Origin of the sequence: Rhodovulum tesquicola, assembly GCF_024128855.1 — a bacterium.
In the GTDB taxonomy this organism is placed as follows: Bacteria; Pseudomonadota; Alphaproteobacteria; order Rhodobacterales; family Rhodobacteraceae; genus Rhodovulum; species Rhodovulum tesquicola.
Genome location: NZ_JAMYDV010000007.1, coordinates 104152 through 127633, shown reverse-complemented (window position 1 = coordinate 127633; position 23482 = coordinate 104152). Strand labels below are relative to the sequence as shown.

20 protein-coding genes are annotated in these 23482 nt (G+C 67.8%); 10 read left to right on the top strand and 10 right to left on the bottom strand.

Going from position 1 to position 23482, the window contains the following annotated elements; all coding sequences use genetic code 11:
* Window positions 1-268: 268 nt before the first annotated feature.
* Complete coding sequence (locus tag NHN26_RS08575; protein WP_253089073.1) at window positions 269-748, bottom strand: Lrp/AsnC family transcriptional regulator; 480 nt, start codon at window positions 746-748, stop codon at window positions 269-271.
* Between the two features lie 160 nt (window positions 749-908).
* Here NHN26_RS08575 and NHN26_RS08570 point away from each other — a divergent pair, with 160 nt between their 5' ends.
* Complete coding sequence (locus NHN26_RS08570) at window positions 909-4499, top strand: hydantoinase B/oxoprolinase family protein (protein ID WP_253089072.1); 3591 nt, start codon at window positions 909-911, stop codon at window positions 4497-4499.
* Here the strand turns inward: NHN26_RS08570 and bhcR are convergent.
* The gene (bhcR, locus tag NHN26_RS08565) at window positions 4496-5311 is read right to left on the bottom strand and encodes an HTH-type transcriptional regulator BhcR (RefSeq protein WP_253089071.1); all 816 of its coding nucleotides are present in this window, start codon (window positions 5309-5311) and stop codon (window positions 4496-4498) included. The two genes, NHN26_RS08570 and bhcR, sit on opposite strands and share 4 nt — an antisense overlap.
* Window positions 5312-5498: 187 nt before the next feature.
* Here bhcR and bhcA point away from each other — a divergent pair, with 187 nt between their 5' ends.
* The 4 genes from bhcA to bhcD all read left to right on the top strand — a co-directional run bounded on the left by bhcA (window position 5499) and on the right by bhcD (window position 9982).
* On the top strand, window positions 5499-6677 hold the full coding sequence (gene bhcA / locus NHN26_RS08560; RefSeq protein WP_253089070.1) for an L-aspartate--glyoxylate aminotransferase BhcA: 1179 nt from the start codon (window positions 5499-5501) through the stop codon (window positions 6675-6677).
* A 7-nt stretch (window positions 6678-6684) separates the two neighbouring features.
* A complete protein-coding gene (bhcB, locus tag NHN26_RS08555; protein WP_253089069.1) occupies window positions 6685-7656 on the top strand; it encodes a beta-hydroxyaspartate dehydratase BhcB in 972 nt (323 codons plus the stop codon).
* 15 nt (window positions 7657-7671) lie between these two features.
* Window positions 7672-8835, top strand: a complete 1164-nt coding sequence (gene bhcC / locus NHN26_RS08550) for a 3-hydroxy-D-aspartate aldolase BhcC (protein ID WP_253089068.1) — start codon at window positions 7672-7674, stop codon at window positions 8833-8835.
* Window positions 8836-9016: 181 nt separating this feature from the next.
* On the top strand, window positions 9017-9982 hold the full coding sequence (gene bhcD, locus NHN26_RS08545; protein WP_253089067.1) for an iminosuccinate reductase BhcD: 966 nt from the start codon (window positions 9017-9019) through the stop codon (window positions 9980-9982).
* A gap of 48 nt (window positions 9983-10030) precedes the next feature.
* On the opposite strand, the gene NHN26_RS08540 is transcribed toward bhcD, so the two are convergent.
* Complete coding sequence (locus NHN26_RS08540) at window positions 10031-10978, bottom strand: zinc ABC transporter substrate-binding protein (protein WP_253089066.1); 948 nt, start codon at window positions 10976-10978, stop codon at window positions 10031-10033.
* 80 nt (window positions 10979-11058) lie between these two features.
* Here NHN26_RS08540 and NHN26_RS08535 point away from each other — a divergent pair, with 80 nt between their 5' ends.
* Genes NHN26_RS08535 through NHN26_RS08525 form a run of 3 tightly spaced genes read left to right on the top strand, consistent with a single transcriptional unit; the run spans window position 11059 to window position 13095 of the window.
* Window positions 11059-11547: a Fur family transcriptional regulator gene (locus NHN26_RS08535; RefSeq protein WP_253089065.1), complete on the top strand. Its 489-nt coding sequence runs from the start codon at window positions 11059-11061 to the stop codon at window positions 11545-11547.
* Complete coding sequence (locus NHN26_RS08530; protein WP_253089064.1) at window positions 11544-12320, top strand: metal ABC transporter ATP-binding protein; 777 nt, start codon at window positions 11544-11546, stop codon at window positions 12318-12320. The genes NHN26_RS08535 and NHN26_RS08530 overlap by 4 nt, the downstream gene beginning before the upstream one ends.
* Window positions 12310-13095: a metal ABC transporter permease gene (locus NHN26_RS08525; RefSeq protein WP_253089063.1), complete on the top strand. Its 786-nt coding sequence runs from the start codon at window positions 12310-12312 to the stop codon at window positions 13093-13095. The genes NHN26_RS08530 and NHN26_RS08525 overlap by 11 nt, the downstream gene beginning before the upstream one ends.
* A gap of 147 nt (window positions 13096-13242) precedes the next feature.
* Here NHN26_RS08525 and NHN26_RS08520 read toward each other — a convergent pair whose 3' ends face one another.
* The 7 genes from NHN26_RS08520 to NHN26_RS08490 form a co-directional block, all read right to left on the bottom strand.
* Window positions 13243-14226, bottom strand: coding sequence for an SLAC1 anion channel family protein (locus NHN26_RS08520; protein WP_253089062.1), 984 nt, complete (start codon window positions 14224-14226; stop codon window positions 13243-13245).
* 21 nt (window positions 14227-14247) lie between these two features.
* On the bottom strand, window positions 14248-14607 hold the full coding sequence (locus tag NHN26_RS08515) for a DUF5368 domain-containing protein (RefSeq protein ID WP_253089061.1): 360 nt from the start codon (window positions 14605-14607) through the stop codon (window positions 14248-14250).
* A gap of 12 nt (window positions 14608-14619) precedes the next feature.
* Window positions 14620-15939 carry an NAD(P)/FAD-dependent oxidoreductase gene (locus NHN26_RS08510; RefSeq protein ID WP_253089060.1) on the bottom strand — a complete coding sequence of 440 codons (1320 nt, stop codon included), beginning with the start codon at window positions 15937-15939 and terminating at the stop codon, window positions 14620-14622.
* 142 nt (window positions 15940-16081) lie between these two features.
* A complete protein-coding gene (locus NHN26_RS08505) occupies window positions 16082-16825 on the bottom strand; it encodes a phosphoadenylyl-sulfate reductase (protein ID WP_253089059.1) in 744 nt (247 codons plus the stop codon).
* Between the two features lie 160 nt (window positions 16826-16985).
* A complete protein-coding gene (locus NHN26_RS08500; RefSeq protein ID WP_253089058.1) occupies window positions 16986-18206 on the bottom strand; it encodes an efflux RND transporter periplasmic adaptor subunit in 1221 nt (406 codons plus the stop codon).
* Window positions 18207-18209: 3 nt separating this feature from the next.
* Window positions 18210-20573 (bottom strand): ABC transporter permease, encoded by a 2364-nt coding sequence (locus NHN26_RS08495; RefSeq protein ID WP_253089099.1) that lies wholly within the window; start codon window positions 20571-20573, stop codon window positions 18210-18212.
* Between the two features lie 5 nt (window positions 20574-20578).
* Window positions 20579-21286 carry an ABC transporter ATP-binding protein gene (locus NHN26_RS08490; RefSeq protein WP_253089057.1) on the bottom strand — a complete coding sequence of 236 codons (708 nt, stop codon included), beginning with the start codon at window positions 21284-21286 and terminating at the stop codon, window positions 20579-20581.
* Window positions 21287-21407: 121 nt separating this feature from the next.
* Between NHN26_RS08490 and NHN26_RS08485 the strand changes: the two genes are divergently transcribed.
* On the top strand, window positions 21408-22187 hold the full coding sequence (locus NHN26_RS08485; protein ID WP_253089056.1) for an HAD-IIB family hydrolase: 780 nt from the start codon (window positions 21408-21410) through the stop codon (window positions 22185-22187).
* Window positions 22188-22205: 18 nt separating this feature from the next.
* On the top strand, window positions 22206-23426 hold the full coding sequence (locus NHN26_RS08480) for a glycosyltransferase family protein (protein WP_253089055.1): 1221 nt from the start codon (window positions 22206-22208) through the stop codon (window positions 23424-23426).
* Window positions 23427-23482: the final 56 nt, after the last annotated feature.

The window sequence follows — 23482 nt, the reverse complement described above, 5'->3', positions numbered from 1 at the left end:
CTGGTCGCGCAAGGGCATGAGGCCCCGCACGGAAAGCCGGAACGCAGCGCAACCAGCGCGGCGCAATTGGGTCTGCGCAGCCTCGGAACGGACGGGGGAATCCCGCGCCATCCGGCCGTCGCATCAGGAACCCTGCGTGATGGGGAACTTTGGTTTCGTTTGCGCTGATGCACCCGGGGGATGCGGCCTGCTCACGCGGCAGCGCAGCGTTGCGTGTCACATGGGCCATCGGTGCCGACAAGTCAAGCGTCACGGTCGGGCGGACGGTTCATCCAACCGGCAGGACGGTGGTCGCCTTGATCTCCTCCATCGACAGAAGCGCCGTGACGTTGAAGATGCGCACATCCGCGATCAGCGCCTGGTAGAACGTGTCATAGGCCGCGGCGTCCGACACGCGCACCTTGAGGATATAGTCGATCTCGCCCGCCAGCCGGTGCGCTTCCAGCACCTCGGGGCGTTTCAGGAGCGCGGCAAGGAAGCGGCGCTGCCAGTCCGCCTCGTGTTCCGAGGTGCGGATCAGCACGAAGAAACAGGTGCCGCGATCCAGCGCCCTGGGGTCCACGATCACCGTCTGCTGGCGGATCACGCCCGCCTCGCGCATCTTGCGGATGCGGTTCCACACGGGCGTCTTGGACGAGCCGACCTTTTTCGCGATATCGTCCAGCGACTGGGCGGCATCGGCCTGCAACTCGCCCAGGATGCGCCGGTCCAGCGCGTCAAGTTCGGATCTGTCGTCGTGGCGGGCCATGGTATTCTCCTTCCGGGGCTGGGTCACAATCGGAACAAAGTTCTATTCATGCAAGGGCAAACGGCAAATCGGCGGGACGATGTTCCGCACAATGCCCGTGGCGGCCTTGACCTTTGGTGCGCGGGGCGGACATGGTGCGCGGGGCAGCAGGGGCAGGGACATGGGCGGCTGGGAATTCTGGATCGACCGGGGCGGCACATTCACCGATATCGTCGCGCGCGCGCCCGATGGGCGGCTTGCCACCCACAAGCTCCTGTCCGAGAACCCGGAACGTTACCGGGATGCGGCGGTGCAGGGCATCCGCGACCTGCTGGGGCTGGGCAGGGATGCGCCCTTGCCCGAGGGTGCGATCCGGGCGGTCAAGATGGGTACGACGGTTGCCACCAACGCGCTTCTGGAGCGCAAGGGCGAGCGGGTTCTGTTGCTGATCACGCAGGGTTTCGCGGACCTGCTGCGCATCGGCTACCAGACAAGGCCGCGGCTGTTCGATTTGCATATCCGGCGGCCCGAATTGCTGTACGAGGACGTGGCCGAGGTGGCCGAGCGGCTGGATGCCGACGGCAATATCCTGCTGCCGCTGGACGAAGACGCGGCACGGGCGGCGCTCAGGGCAGCGCATGGGCGCGGCATCCGGGCCGTCGCCATCGCGCTGATGCATGGCTATCTGAACGGCGCGCATGAGGACAGGCTGGCCGAAATCGCCGCCGAGGAGGGGTTTGCGCAGGTCTCGGTCAGCCATCGCGTCTCGCGGCTGATCAAGCTGGTGGGGCGGGGCGATACCACGGTGGTCGATGCCTATCTCTCGCCGATCCTGCGCCGCTATGTCGACCAGGTGGCGGGCGCGCTGGATGTCGGCCAGGGCGGCTGTGAGCGGCTGTTGTTCATGCAGTCGAATGGCGGGCTGACCGATGCGGCGTTGTTCCAGGGCAAGGACGCGATCCTGTCGGGGCCAGCGGGGGGCATCGTGGGCATGGTCAAGACCGCCGAGGCGGCGGGGTTCGACCGGCTGATCGGGTTCGACATGGGCGGCACCTCGACCGATGTCAGCCACTACGCGGGCGCCTATGAGCGCAGCTTCGAAACCGAGGTCGCGGGCGTGCGGATGCGCGCGCCGATGATGGACATTCACACGGTCGCGGCGGGCGGCGGGTCGATCTGCAAGTTCGCCTCGGGCCGGTTCCAGGTGGGGCCGGAAAGCGCAGGGGCGGACCCGGGGCCCGCGTGCTACCGGCGCGGCGGGCCGCTGACCGTGACCGATTGCAACGCGATGCTGGGCAAGCTGAACCCCGACCATTTCCCGGCGGTGTTCGGGCCGAACGGGGATCAGCCGCTGGACGTTCAAGCGGTGCGCGCGGGGTTCGCCGCGCTGGCCGAGGAGATCGCCGCCGAGACCGGCGAGGCGCCGCGCAGCCCCGAGGAGGTGGCCGAGGGTTTCCTGAAGATCGCGGTCGACAACATGGCGAACGCGATCAAGAAGATCAGCGTCCAGCGGGGCCATGACGTCACCGGCTATACCTTGCAATGTTTCGGCGGCGCGGGCGGGCAGCATGCCTGCCTGGTGGCCGATGCGCTGGGCATGACGCGGGTGTTCTTGCACCCGTTTGCGGGCGTTCTGTCGGCCTATGGCATGGGGCTGGCCGAGATCCGGGCGATGGAGGAATGCCAGCTGGACGCGCCGCTGGCGGATATCGCGCAGGCCCAGGCGGCGCTGGACGGGTTGCGCCAAAGGGCGGTGGCCGAGGTGGCCGGGCAGGGCGTGCCCGAGGATGCCATCCGCTGCGTGGCCCGCGCCCATCTGCGTTACGAGGGCTCGCACCAGACGCTGGAGGTGCCGTTCGGCAACGCGGACGAGATGCAGGCGGCGTTCGAGGAAACGCACCTGGCGCGCTTCGGCTTCACCTCGCCGGAACGGGCGCTGTTCTTCGACATGCTGGACGTCGAGGCGATCGGCGAGACCGGCGAGGCGCCTGCCGCGATGGCGCCCGAGGCCCGCGCGCAGGTCAAGGCCCGCGTGCCGGTCTACCTTGAGGGCGAAACGGTCGAGGTGCCGCTTTACGACCGCGCGACCTTGGGCGCAGGCGCCCGGATCGACGGCCCCGCGATCATCACCGAACCCACCGGCACCAACATGGTGGAACCGGGCTGGGCGGCCGAGGTCGATTCGCGCGGCAACCTGATCCTGACCCGCATTGCGGCCAAGGCGCGGCCCCGCGCGCTGGGCACCGAGGCGGACCCGGTGCTGCTGGAGGTGATGTCGAACCTGTTCATGTCGGTCGCCGACCAGATGGGCGCGACGCTGGCCAATACCTCGTGGTCGGTCAACATCAAGGAACGGCTGGATTTTTCCTGCGCGATCTTCGATGCGAACGGTGACCTGGTTGCGAACGCCCCCCATGTGCCGGTGCATCTCGGGTCCATGTCCGACTCGATCAAGACGGTGATGCGCGAGAATGCGGGGGCGATCCGGCCGGGCGACGCCTTCATGCTGAACTCGCCCTACAATGGCGGCACGCACCTGCCCGACGTGACGGTTGTGACGCCGGTCTTCGTGGGCGACGAGGTGCTGTTCTGGCTGGGCTCGCGCGGGCACCATGCCGATATCGGCGGGCGCACGCCGGGGTCTTCGCCGCCCGACTCCAGCCATATCGAGGAAGAGGGCGTGCTGATCGACAACGTGCGACTGGTCGACCGGGGGCGGCTCTTGGAGGACGAGGCAGAGGCGGTGCTGCGTTCGGGCCGCTATCCCTGCCGCAACGTCGCGCACAACATGGCCGACCTCAAGGCGCAGGTGGCCGCCAACGAGACCGGGCGGCGCGAGCTGTTGAAGGTGGTGGAACAGTACGGCCGCGACGTGGTCGTTGCCTATACAGGCCACGTGCAGGACAATGCCGAGGAAAGCGTGCGCCGGGTGATCGGGCGGCTGTCCGATGGTAGCTTCACCTACCCGATGGACCACGGCGCGGTCATCAGGGTGGCGGTGCGGGTGGACCGCGCGGCGCGCGAGGCGGTGATCGACTTCACCGGCACGAGCGCCCAGCACGCGGGCAATTACAACGCGCCCTTCGCGGTCTGCCGGGCGGTGGTTCTGTACGTGTTCCGCACGATGGTCGGGGCGGATATTCCCCTGAACGAGGGTTGCCTGAAGCCGCTGAAGATCATCGCGCCCGAGGGCTGCATGCTGAACCCGGCCTATCCGGCCGCGGTGATCGCGGGCAATACCGAGGTCAGCCAGGCGGCGTGCAACGCGCTTTATGGCGCGCTGGGGGTGATCGCGGGCAGCCAGGCGACGATGAACAATTTCGTCTGGGGCAACGACCGGTTCCAGAACTACGAGACCATCGCGGGCGGCACCGGGGCGGGGCCCGGGTTCAACGGCTGCGACGCGGTGCAAAGCCACATGACCAACACGCGGATGACCGATCCGGAAGTGCTGGAGAAACGCTTCCCCGTGCGGCTGGAGGCGTTCGGCATCCGGGCGGGGTCCGGTGGCGCGGGGCGCTGGCATGGCGGCAACGGGGTGATCCGGCGGCTGCGGTTCCTGGACGACGTGACGGTGACGACGCTGTGTTCGCACCGGGAAATCCCGCCCTTCGGCGTCGATGGCGGGGCGCCGGGCGCGGTGGGCGAGAACTGGGCGGAATGGCCCGACGGCCGGCGGCAACGGCTGAAGGGCAATGACGAGATCGCGCTGCCCGCGGGCGCGCTGTTCAAGCTGCGCACGCCGGGCGGCGGGGGCTGGGGCACGCGCTAGGCCGGCGTGCTGCCCCCGATGGCCGCGGTCACGCTGTCGGCGGCGCGGCGCACCTGTTGGCCCATGCGGGTGGCCTCGGACAGGGTCATGCGAAAGGCCGGCCCCGACACCGACAGCCCCGCGACCGGTTCGCCATGGGCGTTGAAGATCGGGGCGGCGACGCAGCGCATGCCCTCGGCGCGTTCCTGGTCGTCGATGGCGAAGCCGCGTTCGCGGGTGCGGGCCAGGTCGCGGGCGAGGCTGGCCTCGGACGTGATCGACAGCGAGGTGAAGCCGGGCAGCCCCTTTTCCGCGACGATCGCCGCCACCCGCGCCTCGGGGTAATAGGCCAGCAGCGCCTTGCCGATGCCGGAGACATGCATCGGGCTGCGGGTGCCGGGCGGAAAGAAGGCGCGGATTGCCTCATGCGTCTCGACCTGGGTCAGGAACAGCACCTCGTCGCGGGTCTCGATCCCCAGATTGGCCGTCTCGCCGGTGGCGCGCATCAGCATCTGCATCGCCGCGCGCGAGCGTTCGGCGACATTGGCCCGCCGCAGGAAGCCCGAGCCGATGCGGAACGCGCCCGCGCCGACATGCCAGCGCTGGGCGCCTTCCTCGAACTCGACGATCTCGTGGCCCTGAAGCGTGACCAGAACGCGGTAGACCGTGGCGGCGCTTTGCCCGCTGCGCTCGGCCAGTTCGCTCAGCGTCAGGCCGTTCGTCCTGGCCAGCGCACGCAAGAGCGACATCGCCCGGTCGAGCGACTGGATGGTGTTCTGGTCGGTCTTGTCATGGAAGGCGCGCGGGCGGCCGCGGGGCCGGGGCTGGGTCATGCGAATCGGTCCTCTGGCGTGCTGCGCTGAAAAATGAAATGATTTTTCATTTCTGGGAAGCCAGAAAATTACATGAATTCATGCAGGTCGGATGTTTTTTCGTCAGGCGGTGGAATTTTTCAAAAAAATTGCCTGCGCCGACTATGTCGCGCTATCCACGGGGCGCGACACAGGGAGGATCGTCCGCATGTCCAGTCAGAACCCCGTCTTCATTCCCGGCCCGACCAATATCCCCGAGGCGCTGCGCCGGGCCTGCGACATTCCCACGATGGATCACCGCTCGGCCGCCTTCCCGCCGCTCTTCGAGCGTGCGAAATCGGGCGTGAAGCGCGTGCTGAAGATGGACGAGGGCGAGGTGATCCTGTTCCCGGCCTCGGGCACCGGCGGTTGGGAGGCCGCGGTCACCAACACGCTGAGCCCCGGCGACAAGGTGCTGGCCGCGCGGCATGGCATGTTCTCGATGAAATGGATCGACCTTTGCCAGCGTCACGGTCTGATTGTCGAGGTCGTGACCTGCCCCTGGGGCGAGGGTGCCCCGGTCGAACGCTTCGCCGAGATCCTGGCCGCGGATACCGCGCATGAGATCAAGGCGGTTCTGGTCACCCATAACGAGACCGCAACGGGCGTCGTTTCCGACGTGGCCGGTGTGCGCCGGGCGCTGGACGCGGCGGGGCACCCTGCACTGCTGATGGTCGATGGCGTCAGTTCCATCGGCTCGATGGATTTCCGGATGACCGAATGGGGCGTCGATCTGGCGGTGACCGGGTCGCAGAAGGGCTTCATGCTGCCGGTGGGCCTGGCCATCGTCGGGGTCAGCCCCAAGGCGCTGGCGGCGATGGAGGGGGCCAGGCTGTCGCGCTGTTTCTTCGATTTCCGCGACATGCTGAAGCTGGGCACGCCCTACACGCCCGCGGTGGGGCTGATGAACGGGCTGGGCGCGGCCTGTGACATGCTGCTGGCCGAGGGGTTGGACAATGTCTTTGCCCGCCATCACCGCATCGCCGAAGGGGTGCGCAAGGCGGTCGCCGGCTGGGGGCTGCGGCCTTGCGCGGTGGCGCCTGCGCTCTACTCTAATTCCGTGACGGCGATCGTGCTGCCCGAGGGGATCGACGGCAATGCGCTGTGCCGTCATGCGGCCGATGCCTATGGCGTCGCTTTTGGCGCGGGGCTGGGCGAGGTCGCGGGCAAGGTGTTCCGCATCGGCCATCTGGGGATGCTGACCGACGTTCTGGCGCTGTCGGGGATCGCTGCGGCCGAGATGGCGATGGCGGATATGGGCGCTCCGGTCACGCTGGGCAGCGGTGTCGCCGCGGCGCAGGACTATTACCGGACGAACAAGGCCGCCCCGGTGAAGGCGGCAGCGTGAGGCTGCGATGAAGGACGACAAGCAGATGTACATCCCGACCTATGATGACGTGGTGGCGGCGCATGAACGGATCGCGCCCTACATCCATCGCACGCCGGTCCTGACCTCGAGCTATTTCAACGAGTTGACCGGGGCCGAGCTGTTCTTCAAATGCGAGAATTTCCAGAAGGCGGGCGCGTTCAAGGTGCGCGGCGCCTGCAACGCGGTGTTCGGGCTGGACGACGAGACGGCGAAGAAGGGTGTGGCGACGCATTCCTCGGGCAACCACGCGCTGTCGCTGTCCTACGCGGCCGGGCGGCGGGGTATTCCCTGTCATGTGGTGATGCCGCGGACCGCGCCGCAGGCCAAGAAGGACGCCGTGCGCGGCTATGGCGGGTCGATCACCGAATGCGAACCGTCCACGTCCAGCCGCGAGGCGGTCTTTGCCGAGGTGCAGGCCCGCACGGGGGCCGAGTTCGTCCACCCCTACAACGATTGGCGGGTGATCGCGGGGCAGGGGACCTGCTCGCGCGAGCTGAACGAACAGGTGCCGGGGCTGGACGCGGTGATCGCGCCGATCGGCGGCGGCGGGATGGTGTCGGGCACCTGCCTGACGCTGTCCAACATCGCGCCGGGGATCGAGATCTACGCCGCCGAACCCGAGCAGGCGGACGATGCCTATCGCAGCTTCAAGGCCGGTCACATCATCGCCGACGACGCGCCCGAGACGGTGGCCGACGGCTTGAAGGTGCCGCTCAAGGAACTCACATGGCATTTCGTGTCGAACCACGTGACCGACATCCTGACCGCCAGCGAGCAGGAGATCATCGACGCCATGAAGCTGACATGGCAGCGGATGAAGATCGTGATGGAGGCAAGCTGCGCCGTGCCGCTGGCCACCATCCTGAAGAACCGTGAGGTCTTCGCGGGCAAGCGCGTGGGTGTCATCATCACCGGCGGCAATGTCGATCTGGACAAGCTGCCCTGGACCAAGGGCTGAACAGGGAGAACGCAGATGAAGGACGTGACCGATTTCCAGGGGCTCGAGGTTGGCTATGACATCCCCGCCGTTCCAGGGATGGACGAGGCCGATATCCAGACGCCCTGCCTGGTGCTGGATCTCGACGCGCTGGAGCGCAACATCAGGAAGATGGGCGACTGGTGCAAGGAACACGGCATGCGCCACCGGGTGCATGGCAAGATGCACAAGTCGGTGGATGTGGCACTGTTGCAGGAGCGCCTGGGCGGGTCCTGCGGCGTGTGCTGCCAGAAGGTGAGCGAGGCCGAGGTCTTTGCCCGCGGCGGGATCAAGGACGTGCTGGTCTCGAACCAGGTGCGCGACCCCGCCAAGATCGACCGGCTGGCGCGCATCCCGAAACTGGGCGCGCGCGCCATCGTCTGCGTCGATGACGTGGCCAACGTGGCCGACCTGTCGGCGGCGGCGGTGAAACATGGCACCCAGATCGAATGCCTTGTGGAAATCGACTGCGGCGCGGGGCGCTGCGGGGTGACGACCACGCCCGCCGTGGTCGAGATCGCCAAGGCCATCGACGCGGCACCGGGGCTGAAATTCGCCGGTATCCAGGCCTATCAGGGCGCGATGCAGCACATGGATCTCTACGAGGACCGCAAGGCCAAGATCGATATCGCGGTGGCGATGGTGCGCGATGCGGTCGAGGGGCTGAAGGCCGAGGGGCTGGAATGTGACATCGTCGGCGGCGGCGGCACCGGATCCTATTACTTCGAGGGCAATTCGGGGGTCTATAACGAGCTGCAATGCGGCTCCTACGCCTTCATGGATGCCGATTACGGGCGGATCCTCGACAAGGACGGCAAGCGGATCGACCAAGGCGAATGGGAGAACGCGCTGTTCATCCTGACCAGCGTGATGAGCCATGCGAAGGCCGACAAGGCGATCTGCGATGCGGGGCTGAAGGCGCAATCGGTCGATAGCGGGTTGCCCTTCATCTTTGGCCGCGACGATGTGGAATACGTCAAGTGCTCGGACGAGCACGGGGTGATTGCCGATCCCAAGGGCGTGCTGAAGGTCGGCGAGAAGCTGAAGCTGGTGCCCGGACACTGCGACCCGACCTGCAACGTGCATGACTGGTATGTGGGCGTCAGAGGCGGCAAGGTCGAGGTTGTCTGGCCGGTCTCGGCGCGCGGCAAGGCGTATTGACGGGGCTCTCCCGCCCCCGGGCCGGCGCGGGGCGCTTTGCGCGCCCCCGCTTGTCCGGGGTTGGGCGTGGCCGCGCGCGGACGCGCGCGGCGCCTCCGGCGGGGGTATTTCGGCCAAGAAGAAGCGAGGGGAGGGGCGCTGTGTCGGCGCCCCTTTGAATGAGGGAAAAGGAGGGGCAGGGATGATCATCGTTCCCGAGAGAGAGATCGCAGGGCTGATCTCGGCCGAGGAGTGTTTCGAGGCGGTCGAGGCGGTCTTTGCAGCGATGGCCCGGGGGGATGCCTATAATTTCCCGGTGATCCGCGAGGCGATCGGCCATGCGGATGCGCTTTACGGGTTCAAGTCGGGGTTCGACCGGGCGGGGCTGGTGCTGGGGCTGAAATCGGGCGGCTACTGGCCGGGCAACATGGCCCGGGGGCTGACCAATCACCAGTCGACGGTCGTGCTGTTCGACGCCGATACGGGGCAGGCCAGGGCGCTTGTGGGGGGCAACCTGCTGACGGCGCTGAGGACGGCCGCCGCGAGCGCGGTGTCGATCCGGCATCTGGCTCGGGAGGATGCGAAGGTCTTGGGCATGATGGGCGCGGGGCACCAGTCGGCCTTCCAGATGCGGGCGGCGGTGCGCGAGCGGGATTTCGAGAAGGTGGTGGGCTGGAACTATCACCCCGAAATGCTGCCGCGGCTCGCGGAGACCGCCGAGGAGCTGGGCCTGCCCTTCGAGGCGGCATCGCTGGCGGAGTTGGGCGCGCAGGCGGATGTGATCGTCACGATCACGTCGAGCTTCGAGCCGCAGTTGCTGGATGCCCATGTGCGGCCCGGCACGCATCTGGCCTGCATGGGGACCGATACCAAGGGCAAGCAGGAGGTGGACCCGGCGATCCTGGGCCGCGCGCGGGTGTTCACCGACGAGGTGGCGCAATCGGTCAGCATCGGCGAGGCGCAGCATGCGGTGGCGGCGGGGCTGATCGCCGAGAGTGACATCACCCAGATCGGCGCGGTGATCGCCGGTATGGAGCCGGGAAGGCAATCGGCGGACGAGATCACGCTGTTCGACGGGACCGGCGTGGGCTTGCAGGATCTGGCGGTCGCGGCGAAGGCGGTGGAAATCGCGCGGGCCCGCGGCGTGGCGGTCGAGATCGACTTCTGAAGCGGTGGGGGCCCCGGCCCGGCAACCGGGTCGGGGCATTCCCCTGCGTCAGCCGGTTTCGCCCGTGACGCAGTCCGCGATGGTCCGGGCAAGGCCGGTCAGGAGGGCAGGGTAAAGGCCGGGGCCGAATTCCATGGTGCTGCCCGACGGGTCCAGCAGCCCGCCGATGCGCGTTCCGGTGTCCTCGACGATGGCGGTGACATAGGCCGGATCGTGCTGGGCCTCGGGGAAGATGCAGACCACCGCGCCGTCGCGAAGCTGGCCGCGCAGCTCTGTCAGCCGCCCGGCGCCCGGCGAGGCGGCATCGCCGAGCGCGATGGACCCGGCGACCGTGATCCCGAAATGATCGGCGAAATAGCCATAGGCATCGTGGAAGACCATGATCGGCGCATCGCCCACCGGGGCCAGCAGGTCGCGTGTCTCGGCCTCGGCCGCGTCGATGGCGGCGAGCGTCGCTTCGGCATTGGCGGCATAGGTGGCGGCGTTGTCGGGGTCGAGCGCGGCAAGCCGATCGGCGATGGCCCGCGTCCAGACGCGCCCGTTCTCGGGGTCGAGCCAGGCATGGGGATCGAGCCCGGTATGGTCATGTGTCTCGGCCGTCTCATGCGCGTGGTCATGGCCGTGATCGTGGTCATGGTCGTGATCATGCCCGTCCGTGTCGCCGAAATCGCGCCGGAACGTGCCCGGCAGATCGAGCAGCGCAACGCTTTCGCCCGAAAGCCCGACGCCGGCGATGGCGCGTTCCAGCCAGGGCGTCAAGCGCGGCCCGATCCAGAGCACCAGATCGGCCTCGGACAGCGCCTTGGCCTGGGACGGGCGCAGCTGGAAATGATGCGGGTCAGCCCCCTTGTCGAGCAGGATGTCGGGCGTACCAAGATCCCCCATGACAGCGGCGGTCAGCGCATGGACGGCAGGGATATCCGTCATTACTCTGGGCGGCTCGGCCAGTGCCGGGGCGGCGGTCAGGACAAGGGCAAGGGCGGTCAGCGAACGCATGGGCGGCTCCTTCGTTTCGGGGTTGTGCGGCTCGGCAGGCAAGGAATATGTTATAAGATAACTAGTCAAGAGGGAATCGGATGGACCCCGACGGCACGCTGGCCTTTGCCAGCCATGACCACGCCGCCTGCCGCGACGGGGCGATGGCCCATGCCGAAGCCGTGGCCGAGGCAAAGGGCCTGCGCCTGACCCCCGTGCGGCGCCGCGCGCTGGAAATCCTGCTCGAGTCGCATCAGGCGCTGGGCGCCTATGATGTGCTCGACCGGCTGGCCGAAGAGGGGTTCGGCCGCCAGCCGCCCGTGGCCTATCGCGCGCTGGAATTCCTGGTCGAGCATGGGTTTGCCCATCGCATCCGGCGGCTGAACGCCTTTGCCGCCTGCATGCACCCGGGCGAGGCGCATGTGCCGGTCTTCCTGATCTGCTCGGCCTGCAACGGGCTGGCCGAGGCGCCGGGGGCGGCGGTGGCCACGGCCCTTCGGCAATCGGCCGGGCCGCTCGGCTTCCGGGTCGAGCGGATGAGCATCGAGGCGGTCGGCCTCTGCCCCGCTTGCCAGGAGGGCGACGAATGACGCTGATCGCTGCGCGCGGGCTCGGGGTGCGCTATGGCGCGATGGTCGCGCTGCGCGATGTCGCCTTCTCGATCGAGCCCGGCGAGATCGTGACACTTGTCGGCCCGAACGGGTCGGGCAAGTCCTCGCTGGTGCGCGCGCTGTTGGGGGTGATCCGGCCGTCCGAGGGGCAGGTGACGCGCCGCGCCGGGCTGCGTATCGGCTATGTGCCGCAGCGGCTGGCGGTGGATGACCGGATGCCGCTGAGTGTCGCGCGCTTCCTGTCGCTGCCCGACCGCCGCGGTCGGGCCGAGATCGCGGCGATGCTGGCCCATGTCGGGGTGCCGGGGCTCGAGGGCCGCCAGATGACCGCGCTGTCGGGCGGGCAGTTCCAGCGGGTGCTGCTGGCGCGCGCCTTGCTGGCCGAGCCCGAACTGCTGATCCTGGACGAGGCGACGCAGGGCCTCGACCAGCCCGGCACCGCGTCCTTCTACCAGCTGGTCGAGGATGTCCGGCGCGAGACCGGCGCGGGCATCCTGATGGTCAGCCATGACCTGCATGTGGTGATGGCCGCCTCTGACCGGGTGATCTGCCTGAACGGTCATATCTGCTGCCAGGGCCAGCCCCATGTGGTGACCGCCGCGCCGGAATACCGGGCACTGTTCGGACTTGGCACCCAGGGCACGATGGCGCTTTACCAGCATGCGCATGACCACGATCACGATGCCTGCGCGCATGACCACGACCATGACGACGGCCACGTCGCGCACAAGGAACCGGCCCATGCTGGATGATTTCCTGGTGCGCGCCGCCCTGGCCGGTCTGGCTGTGGCCATCGCGGCCGGCCCCTTGGGCAGCTTCGTTGTCTGGCGTCGGATGGCCTATTTCGGCGAGGCGACGGCGCATGCCGCGATCCTCGGCGTGGCGCTGGCGCTGGGTTTCCAGATCTCGCTCTTCGCGGGCACGCTTGCAACGGCGCTGGCCATGGCTCTGACCGTCACCGCGCTGGCGGGGCGCGGCCTTGCGATCGACACCGCGCTTGGCGTGCTGGCCCATGGCGCGCTGGCCATCGGGCTGGTCGCGGTGTCCTTCCTGCCATCCGTGCGGGTCGACCTCTCGGCCTATCTCTTCGGCGATATCCTTGCCGTGGGCCGGGGCCAGTTGGCGTCAATCTGGGCGGGAGCGCTTTGCGTTCTGGCGCTGCTGCTCTGGCGCTGGAGCGCGCTGTTGACGGTGACCGTCAGCGAGGATCTCGCCAAGGCCTCGGGCCTCGACCCCGAGCGCGAGCGTCTGGTTCTGACCGTGGCGCTTGCCCTTGTCGTGGCCGTGGCGCTGCAGGTTGTCGGCGCGCTTCTGATCGTGGCGATGCTGATCATCCCGGCGGCCGCGGCGCGCCCGCTGGCCCGCTCGCCCGAGGAAATGGCGCTTCTGGCGACCGCCCTGGCCGCGCTGTCCGCGCTGGGCGGTCTCTGGGGCTCACTGACCTTCGACACCCCCGCAGGCCCAAGCATCGTGGTCGCCGCGACCGCGCTCTTCGCGCTCAGCCGCCTCGCGCCGCGCCGGGCCTGACCCGGCCCCTTCTTCTGGCCCGAAATATCCCCGCCGGAGGCACGCGCCCGGCGTCAGCCGGGCGCGCCACGCCCAACCCCGGGGCGACGCGGCGCGCAGGCGCCGCTTCGCCCCGGGGGCGGGAGTGTCCCCCGGGCCGGTCCAGACCTATTCCGGCCGACAGATTTCCCCGCGCGCGATCGCCACGCCGGTGCGCCCGACCAGAACCGCGATCACCACGAGCAGCAGTGCCAGCAGACCCGCGCCCAGCCCCTTGTGGAATGCCGATCCCATCTCCTCGGCATAGACGAAGGTCGCCACGGTCAGCGCGGCCAGCGGAAAGCTGAGCGCCCAGAACGACAGCGCAAAGGGCAGCCGCAGGATCTTCGGCAATTGCGTGGCCACGATCAGCGCAAAGACATAGGCCGCATGGATCAGGAACATCGCCAGTTGGTCCATCGCGCCATTCAGCCGCATCCAGGCGATGAAGCCCACCGCAGGCGGCGCGATCAGGATCACCAGCGTCGGCTGCAGACGGCTCGGCAGCGGTTCGTGAAAGGTCAGCCGGTTCATCACCAGAGTCAGCAGCACCACCCAGAACAGCAGGCCGCCCGAGAAGAACAGCCACGAGATTTCCAGATAGCCCAGCGGCGCCCCGGCAATCGGCACCAGGATGTTGCCGACCGCCGGGATGAACCAGGCGGCGTTCATCTGTCCGGGCTTGAAGTCGCGATGCCCGATCCAGTCCGAGATCACCAGAAGCGCCAGCCCGCCCTGAAGGACGGTGCCGACGATCCAGATCGGTTCGGCCAGCGCAGGGTGCGCGCCCACCAGCGCGGTTGCCAGCAGGATCAGCGAGATCGAGACCGTGGGAAAGAAGGCCAGCCGCACCGGATGGTGCCATTCCGCGGCCGCCATCCGGAACTGCGTGAGCAGCTTCAGCCCGTAAAGCGCGGCAACCGTCACCAGCAGCGCCACCGAGGCGATCAGCGCCGTGTTGGAAAACAGCCCGCTCAGCCCGAAGGCCCGTTCCCCGGCATGGAGCGCGAGCGTCAGCCCCAGCATCCCCATGACGGTGGCGAAGAAGGTGATCGGGAAATGGGCCAGGCGGCTTTCGGGCTGGCCCGTCCCGGTTTCGACGGATGCGTTCATCGCGGTGGCGATCCCTTGCAATCAGTTCCGGTTGTTCCCGGGCTGCCTCATGAATGCCTGCGCCACATAGGCCAGGAAGGTCAGGCCGCCCGCCCCCGCGACCCCGATCATCAGCACGACGATCACGTCGATCGGTCCGCCGATATCGGCAAAGCCCGAATTCGTGATGTATTGCACGAACAGGATCGCGGCGATTGCCCCGATCGGTGCCGTCAGCTCGGCCCGCGCCAGATAGCGGCCCTCGATGCTGCGGTCCCGAATCAGGACAAAGATGAATGCCAGAGTAATCATTGCAGCGACGAGCACCATGGCCCAGAACAGCCAGGGGCCATACATTTCCTCGAACACGGCGATCAACGTTCCGAAAGTCAGTTCCTTCATGATCCGTCCTCCTCAAGCCTTGCCGCGCAGCATCGCGTTGTAGGTGGCCTTCAGCGCCACCTCCTTCATTAGCCAGGAAATCCACAATTCCTCCAGCGGCGCGATCACCCCGGGGAAGGATTCGACCAGGTTGTTCTTGTAGTCGAACTCGATCAGCATCGCGCGGCCGACCCGGGTGATCATCGGGCAGGAGGTATAGCCGTTATAGGTGGCCGGGCTCAGCCTGTCCTCGATATCGGCGATCAGGTGATCCTCGGCGACCGGCACCTGCCATTTGACCGAGGCCGCGGTCTTGCCCTTGGGCACGCCCGCGCAATCGCCGACCGCGAAGACGTTCGGATAGCGGACATGGCGCATCGTCTCCTGGTTCACCTCGGCCCAGCCCTCGTTGATCCAGGGGCCACCCTGCCAGGGCAGGGGCGAGTTGCGCAGCACGTCGGGGGCCACCATCGGCGGGATCACGTTGGTGAAGTCGTAATCGGTCTCGATATCGCCCTCGGGGGTGGCGAAGGTGAGTATCTTCTTCCCCGGGTCGATCGCCTTGATGACGTGGTTGTATTGGGTCTTCACGCCCCGGTCGTCGAACAGCATCCGCACCTTCTCGTTCACGATCGGCACCGAGAACAGCGCCCCCGCATGGGCGTGGTAGTGGACTTCCACCCGCCCGCGGCTGCCCTTGCGGCGCGCATAATCGTCGGTGAGGAAGGTGTATTTCAGCGGTGCGCCCGCGCATTTCATCTCGGTCGCGGGGCGGAAGAACACGGCCTTTCCGCCCTCGTCGGTGAAGCGGTTCATCGCGCCCCAAGTCGCGGCGGCCTGTTCCGGTCCGGCATAGACCGCGCCGATCCCGTTGGTGCCGACGAGGTTCATGTCGAAGCCCTCGACCGCGTCCCAGTCGAGTTTCAGCCCCGTGGCGAGGATCAGGAAGTCATAGGCGACGGTCTTGCCGCCCGCGGTGACGATCCGGTTCGCCTCGGGGTCGATTTCGGCCGCGGCCTCCTCGATCCATTCGACGCCTTTGGGCAGCCATTCCGCCGTTGAGGACACCGCGTAGTTTGCCGGTTTCAGCCCCGCCGCGATCAGCGTGAAGCCGGGCTGGTAGAGGTGACGCTTGCGTGCATCGACGATGGTGATCGTTGCGCCGTCCAGCCGCTCGACAAGGCGGCGTGCCATGGTGGTCCCGGCCGCGCCCGCGCCCAGGATCACGATCCGCGCCGAGGTGGGGATCTTTTGCGCCCGCGCGGGCGCCCCCGTTCCGGCCAGTGCCATCCCCCCGGCCGCCATACCGAGAAACCCGCGCCGCGACAGGGCGATTCGATCCGGGTGGTCCATCGGTCTCCTCCTATGACATTCGCATTCTTGCATGTGTATGCGCGTGTATACGCAACAAGGCGGAGCTATGTCAAAGATTCATATTTGCCGCGGTCAGGTTTTTGCGCCCGCTTTCGGGGTTGCCCTGCGCCGTGCTGGGCTCTCAGCCCCGCCCGGGACGCCCGCGCACGAAACGGCCATCGGGGCCCAGATGGATGCCGCATTCGGTCTTGTCGGGATTGTCGGCCCAGCGGCCGGCGCGCAGCGCCTCGCCATTGCGCACGGGCCGCGTACAGGGGGCGCAACCGATCGAGGCATAGCCGCGATCCACCAGCGGGTGGCGGGGCAGGTCATGCGCCGCGAAATAGGCCGCCAGATCGGCCTCGGTCCAGAGGGCCAGCGGGTTCACCTTGAGATGGCTGCCGTCGCGCTCGATCACGGGCAGGGCGGCCCTTGTCGCGCCCTGGTAGCGCTTGCGCCCCGAGATCCAGGTGTCGAACCCTTCCAGCGCATCGGCCAGCGGAAAGGTCTTGCGCAGGGTGCAGCACATGTTCGGATCGCGCGCGTGAAGCCGCCCGTCCGGATCCTCGCCGGCCAGTGTCGCGGGATCGGGCCGGATGTTCACGAGGTTCAGTCCCAGCCGTTCGGCCAGCAGGTCGCGATAGCTCAGCGTTTCGGCAAAGTGTCGGCCGGTGTCGATGAACAGCACCGGCATGTCGGGGAAAAGCTGCGCGACGAAATGCAGAAGAGCGGCACTTTCCGCCCCGAAGGACGAGACCAGCGCCCTGCGCCCAAGCCGCGGGTCGCCCAGCAATCCCGCCATGTCGACATGGCCCAGATCGGGCAGATGGTCGGATTGCAATGCTTCGAGCAGCGGATCGGACCCGCCCGCGGGCCAGTTCATCATCGCGTGACACCTCGCCGGTCCGGGCGCATGCCGCGCCCCCGCGACGCCCTATAGCAGAGCGCCGCGGCGCCCGAAACAGCCGCGATCCGGGTCCGAAAGCCGCGCGGCAATCGCCCGCTGCCTGTTGTCACCGGGCTGTCATCGAATCACATATCGGCGGTCATTCAAGCGTGGCGCGGTCCACGACCGCCGTTCCCTCGCCGATCCGGTCAGAGGGGTGGGTGACGACCGCAAGCCCCGGTTCGAGCCCGTCCAGGACCTCGGCCGTGGTTTCGCCCCGGCGGCCGATCTCGACCGGGGTCAACTTCGCGGTGGCGTTTTCGACGGCAAACACCGCCCAGCCGCCATCGCGGCGGAACAGCGCCGAAAGCGGCACCTGAAGCGCGTCCTCGGCCTGCCATTCGACGATGCGCAGGAACACGGCGAAGCCTTCGCCCAGTCCGGCGCGGTCCTCGGCCGCGGTCAGGATGTCGAAGCGGGCATCGACCCGCTGTTCCTCGATCCCCAGCGCCGAGACCTTGGTGCGGGCCACGGGCTCGACCTTGCGCAGCCGGGCCTCCAGCGTCGCGCCGCCGCCCCAGCGTTCGACCATTGCCCGCGCGCTGGGTTGCAGCCGCACCGCGTCCGAGGACAGAAGGTCCGCCACGATTTCCAGGTCGTCGGGCCGCCCGACCGACAGAAGCCGCGTGCCGATTGTGACCGGCCGTTCCGAGATCACGTCGATTTCCAGCACCATGCCGTCGATGGGGGCGTGAATCTGCACGCAGCATTCACCCGCCGGAGCGCCCGGTCCGTCCACCGCGGGCGCGATCAGCGCGGCGCGGGCGCGTTCCAGCGCGCCATCCGCCATGGCCAGCCCCGAGGCGGCGGCATCGCGGGCCGCCCGGGCGATGGCAAGCTGCTGGGTCGCGTCCTCGAGCCGGGTAAAGGTGGCCACGCCGCGTTCGACCAGCGTCTGCGCCCGCTCGAACTGCGTTTCGGCATAGTTCAGGTCCTCGTCGGCCTTCCGCAGCCCGCTCTCGGCCTGTGCGCGCGCGGCCTGCGCCTCGCGCACGGCGGCCTCGGCCTGCACGCGCGAGCGGGTGTCCAGCAGGCTGGGCGCAGTCGGCTCGACGATGGCGACCACGGTTTCGCCGCGGACCACCCGCTCGCCCACCTCGACGGGCGAGCGCAGCGCGGTGCCGGTCAGGGGCGCGGCGACCTCGTAGATGTCGCGGATGCGGGTCTTTCCATCGGCATTCACGGTGACCTGCATCGGCCCGCTTGTGACGATGTGCAGATCGACCGGCACCGGTTCGGTGCGGAAGGCGGTATAGATCAACCCGCCCGCCAGCGCCGCGCCAAGCCCGATCAGGATGATGTTGCGTGCCGGAACCTTCATGCCTCACTCCCGCGTCTTCATCACCGCCACAAGATCCAGATTGTCCAGCCGCCGCCGCACCACCAGCACCGCGACGACGCAGGCGACCAGCACCACAAGGCTGGCCTGCGCGAAGGTCGCGGGTTTCAGCACCAGCGGTATCGCGTAGAGATCCGAGGTGAAGCCCTCGGTCATCGACCAGGCGATGGCCCAGCCCAGCACCCAGCCCAGCGGCTGCGCCGCAAGCGCCAGCACCAGTGTTTCGCCCATCAGGATCGCCGAAACCTCGCCCCGGCTGAAGCCCAGGATGCGCAGGCTGGCCAGTTCCCGCGCGCGTTCGGACAATTGCACCCGCGCACCGTTATAGGCCACGCCCACGGTGATCAGGATGGCGATGGTCGCGTAGATCGTCGTCATGATCACGACGTTCTCGGCAATGGTGTCCTCGAAGGCCCGGCGGCTTTCGGTCAGCATGATGGTGCCCGCCAGCCCCGGCATCTCCTTCAGCCGCGCATGCAGCGCGTCCTCGTGTCCCTCGTCGATCAGCAGGCTTGCGGTCGAGACCCGTGGCGCCTGCCGGAACAGGGTGTTGACCGTATCGAAATCCATATAGGCGCCAAGGCCGAAATACTGCGTCACCAGCCCAGCGACCGGCAGTTGGAACGTCTCGCGCCGGTTGGTCAGGAACTCCACCTCGATCACGTCGCCGGGCTGGACGTTCAGTTGCGCGGCCAGCCGGTCGGCCAGCAGGATCGTGCCGGGCGGCGGCGCGACCACGCGGCCCGTGCCGTCGATCACGCGCGACAGATCGCTTTCGGGCGGGCGGGCCTCGATGGCGACCTGCTTGGACCGGGGGCCGTGACGCAGTTCCGCGGCAAGGTAGAGATGGCCCTCGACCACCAGCACGCCGGGCAGGCGGCGGACCTCCTCGAGCACGGAAACCGGCCGATCCTCGGCGAACAGCAGCATCGTGTCCTGCCGGTTCGACTGGGAAAAGGCGACGTCCAGGATCTCGTCCAGCGCGTCGTCGGTGAAGGTGGCGGCGACCATCACCGCGACCGCCAGCGCAAGGCCCAGCGTGGTCAGCCCCGCCCGCACCGGCCAGCGCAGGATCGAGCGAAAGACCATCATCGCGGGTTGCGACAGCCGCAGCGCCCCAAGCGCCCGGTCGAACAGGCCGCGGCTGTAGCGCGGCGGGGCGGGCGGCTGCATCGCGATGGCGGGCGACAGCCGGGCCGCGGCCAGCGCCGAGCGCAGCGCACCCAGACCCGCCGCGCCCAGCGCGATGGCGGCCGAAATCGCGTAGGCGTCATAGGAGACGCGGAAGATCAGATAGGGGAAGTCGAAGAAATCCGCGTAAAGCCGGGCCAGCGCATGCGCCAGCCAGCTGCCCGCGCCAAAGCCCAGCACGATGCCCGACAGCGCCACCAGCCCGGCCAGCATCAGGTAATGCTGGCATACCTCGGCATCGGAATAGCCCACGGCCTTGAGCAGCCCGATCTCGCTGCGTTCCAGCGCGATGATGCGGGCCAGCACCATGTTCACAAGAAAGGCCGAGATGCCGAAGAAGACGGGAGGCAGCACCATTGCCAGCGTCCTGAGCTGCATGATCTCGGCGTCGATGAAGCTGTTGGACAGTTGCGTTTCCTGCCCATAGGCGCCGAAGCCGCCATAGGGGTCCAGCAGGTCGTCCAGCCGGTCGATCACCTCGGCCGTCTGCGCGTCGCGCGTCAGGCTCAGCGCGACCGAGTTGAACGCGCCGGTCATGTCGAAGGCGGCGGCCGCGGCGCGTTCGGGCATCCACAGGATGCCGAAGGCGGCGTTGTCGGGCATCATCTGGCCCGGCCCGATCGTGTAGATGAATTCCGGCGACAGCATCGTGCCGGTGATCGTCAACTGCCGCTTCTGCCCGTTCAGGTTGGCGTGAAAGCTGTCGCCGGGCACGAAGCCGTTGGCCCGTGCGAATGGCTCGTTCACGGCAACCTCGTCGGTTGCCTCGGGGGCGGGTAGGCGGCCCGCGCGCAGAAGCGGGATGTTGAGCTGCGGCATCCCCCCGTTCGGCAGCGAGATCACCCGGCCCACCGCGGTCTGCGTCCGGCCGGGAATGTCCAGGATGACCGAGCCGACGACGCGGGTCTCGACGGTCGCCACGCCCGGGATCGCCGCGATCTCGGCTTCCAGCGGCGCGGGCGCGCGGCGGGTTTCGGAAAAGACATCGGCGAAACGGTTGCGCTCGTAATAGGCGGCGCGGGTGTCTTCGAGCGCGTTATACATCCCGAATGAGGTCAGGAAGATCGCGACCCCGCAGCCCAGCACCAGCGCGATCGCCAGCGCCTGCGCCCAGAGCCGGCGGAAGTCGCGCAAGAGCTTGATGTCCAGCGCCTGCATGCCGCTCACCAGTCGATATCGTGGGGGGCAAGGCGGGTCTCGTTGGTCTCGACCGAGACGATGCGCCCGTCCTGGAACCGCACGATCCGATGCGCCATCCGCCGGATCGCGGCGTTATGGGTGATGACGATGGTGGTGGTGCCGAAGCGTTCGTTGATGTCCTTCAGCGCCTCGAGAACCTGCACGCCGGTCTTGCTGTCCAGCGCGCCGGTGGGCTCGTCGCAAAGCAGGACCTCGGGCCGCTTGGCGATGGCGCGCGCGATGGCGACGCGCTGCTGTTCGCCGCCCGACATCTCGGCCGGGAAATGGTCCAGCCGGTTCGACAGACCCACCAGCCCCAGCGCCTCGGCCGGATCCATCGGGTCGCGCGCGACATCGGTCACAAGCTGGACATTCTCGCGCGCGCTGAGGGACGGTACGAGATTGTAGAACTGGAAGACAAAGCCCACATGGTCGCGCCGATAGCGCGTCAGCCCCCGCTCGCGCAGCGCGGTCAGCTCGATGTCCTTGAACCACACCTTGCCCGCGCTGGCGTGGTCCAGCCCGCCCAGGATGTTGAGAAGCGTCGATTTCCCGCTGCCCGAGGGGCCGAGCAGAACCGCAAGCTCTCCGGCGAAGAGTTCAAGATCGACACCGGCCAGCGCATGAACCTTGGCGCCCCCGGTGTCGTAGACCTTGCTCAGGGCCTTTGTGCGAAAGATCGGACGGTCCATGATCGCCCCCTCGCTGGTCAATAAGACAGTCCTTGCCCCGTCTTTCAAGGGGCGGCGGGGTGGCTTGCGCCCTGTCCCCGGGCTAGGATGCCACCTGCGCGAACAAGCCCGGATCCCTCCGATGCCCAGTCCCCCCTTTCTTGTCTTCACCGATCTGGACGGCACGCTTCTGGATCACGAGGATTATTCCCATGACCCGGCCGATCCTGCGCTTGCACGCTTGCGGGCGGCGGGGGTGCCGGTGATCCTGGCCTCGTCCAAGACGGCGGGCGAGATCGCGCCGTTGCGCGCGGACCTGGGGCTGGCGGATCACCCCGCCATCGTCGAGAACGGCGCGGGCGTTCTGGAACCCGGCGCCGAGGCGCCCGAGGACCGCGGGCGCTATCACGAATTGCGTGCCGCGCTGGATCGGCTGCCCGCCTCGCTGCGGGCGGCGTTCCGGGGCTTTGGTGACTGGGACGTGCCGATGATCGCCCGGCGCACCGGCCTGCCGCTGGCCGAGGCCGAGCTTGCCGCGCGGCGGCGGTTTTCCGAGCCGGGACTCTGGCGTGGATCGGAGGCGCAGAAGGCGGCGTTCCTCGGCGCGCTGGCCACGCAAGGCCTGCAGGCGCGCGAGGGCGGGCGCTTCCTGACACTGTCCTTCGGCGGGACCAAGGCCAGCCGCATGGCCGAGATCGCCGCCCGCTATGGCCGCCCCTTCACGGTCGCGCTGGGCGATGCGCCCAATGATGTCGAGATGCTGGAAGCCGCCGATCTGGGGTTTGTCATCGCCAATCCGCACCGCCCGTCCCTGCCGCCGCTTTCGGGCGAGGCCGGGGGGCGGATTCTGCGGATCGACGCAGAAGGACCGAAAGGTTGGAACGCGGCGATGGAACGGGTTATCAAGGAGCGCGGCATCTGAGGCAGGAGGATCGGGCGCTTGGCGGATTTTCACCAGAACGGCAATGTGGCGACCTTGCACAACCTGCGGTTCGCCGCGCCGGATCTGCTGATCCACGAACTGACGAGCTTTGCCCAGACCCGCAAGATCAGCCTGATCCTGCCCTCGCTGTTCTCGGAACTTCAGGGCGACGCCCTTCCCGCCATCCTCGATGAACTGGCCGAGGTGCCCTATCTGCACCGTATCGTGATCGGGCTGGACCAGGCCGATGCCGCCCAGTTCGCCCATGCCGTGAATTTCTTCGGTCGCTTGCCGCAGAACCATGTCGTGATCTGGCAGGACAGCCCGCGGATGAAGGCGATCCATGCCCGGCTGGACGCGCTGAACCTGCATCCTGGCGAGCCGGGCAAGGGGCGCAACGTGTGGTTCTGCATGGGCTATCTGATGGCCTGCAAGGACAGCGCGGTGATGGCGCTGCATGATTGCGATATCCTGACCTACAGTCGCGAGATGCTGGCCCGGCTGGTCTATCCGGTGGCGAACCCGAACTTTCCCTATCAACTGGCCAAGGGCTTCTACCCAAGGATCGGCGAGGGCAAGCTGAACGGGCGGGTCAGCCGCCTGCTGGTCAGCCCGATCCTGATCGCGCTGAAAAAGACGATCGGGGACCGCGACTATCTCGATTACCTGCGTTCGTTCCGCTACCCGCTGTCGGGCGAATTCGCGATGCGCACCGCGCCCCTGCCCGATCTGCGCATCCCGTCCGACTGGGGTCTGGAAATCGGCGTGCTGTCCGAGGCCTGGCGCAACCTTGCGCCGGGATCCGTCTGCCAGGTCGAGATCGCCGACAGCTATGACCACAAGCACCAGCCGGTCTCGGCCGAGGATGCCAGTGCGGGACTGTCGCGGATGTCGGTCGATATCTGCAAGTCGATCTTCCGCAAGCTGGCGGCCGACGGAACGGTGTTCTCCGAAGAGGTGTTCCGCACGCTCAAGGCGACCTATTACCGCTCGGCGCTGGATTTGCTGGATTGCTACTACAACGATGCGCGGATGAACGGGCTCAGCCTCGACCGGCATGGCGAGGAGAACATCATCGAGCTGTTTGCCCGCAACATCGTCGAGGCGGGCAATGTCTACCTGGAAAACCCCGCCGAGACGCCCTTCATCCCGACATGGAACAGGGTGCATGCGGCCGATCCCGACCTGATGTCGGACATGCTGTCGGCGGTCGCGGCGGATGCGGCGGAATTCGTCTAGGCGGTCGCAGCCGTGTGGGGGGCTGGCGATCCGGCCTGGGCATGCCTAGGTGACAA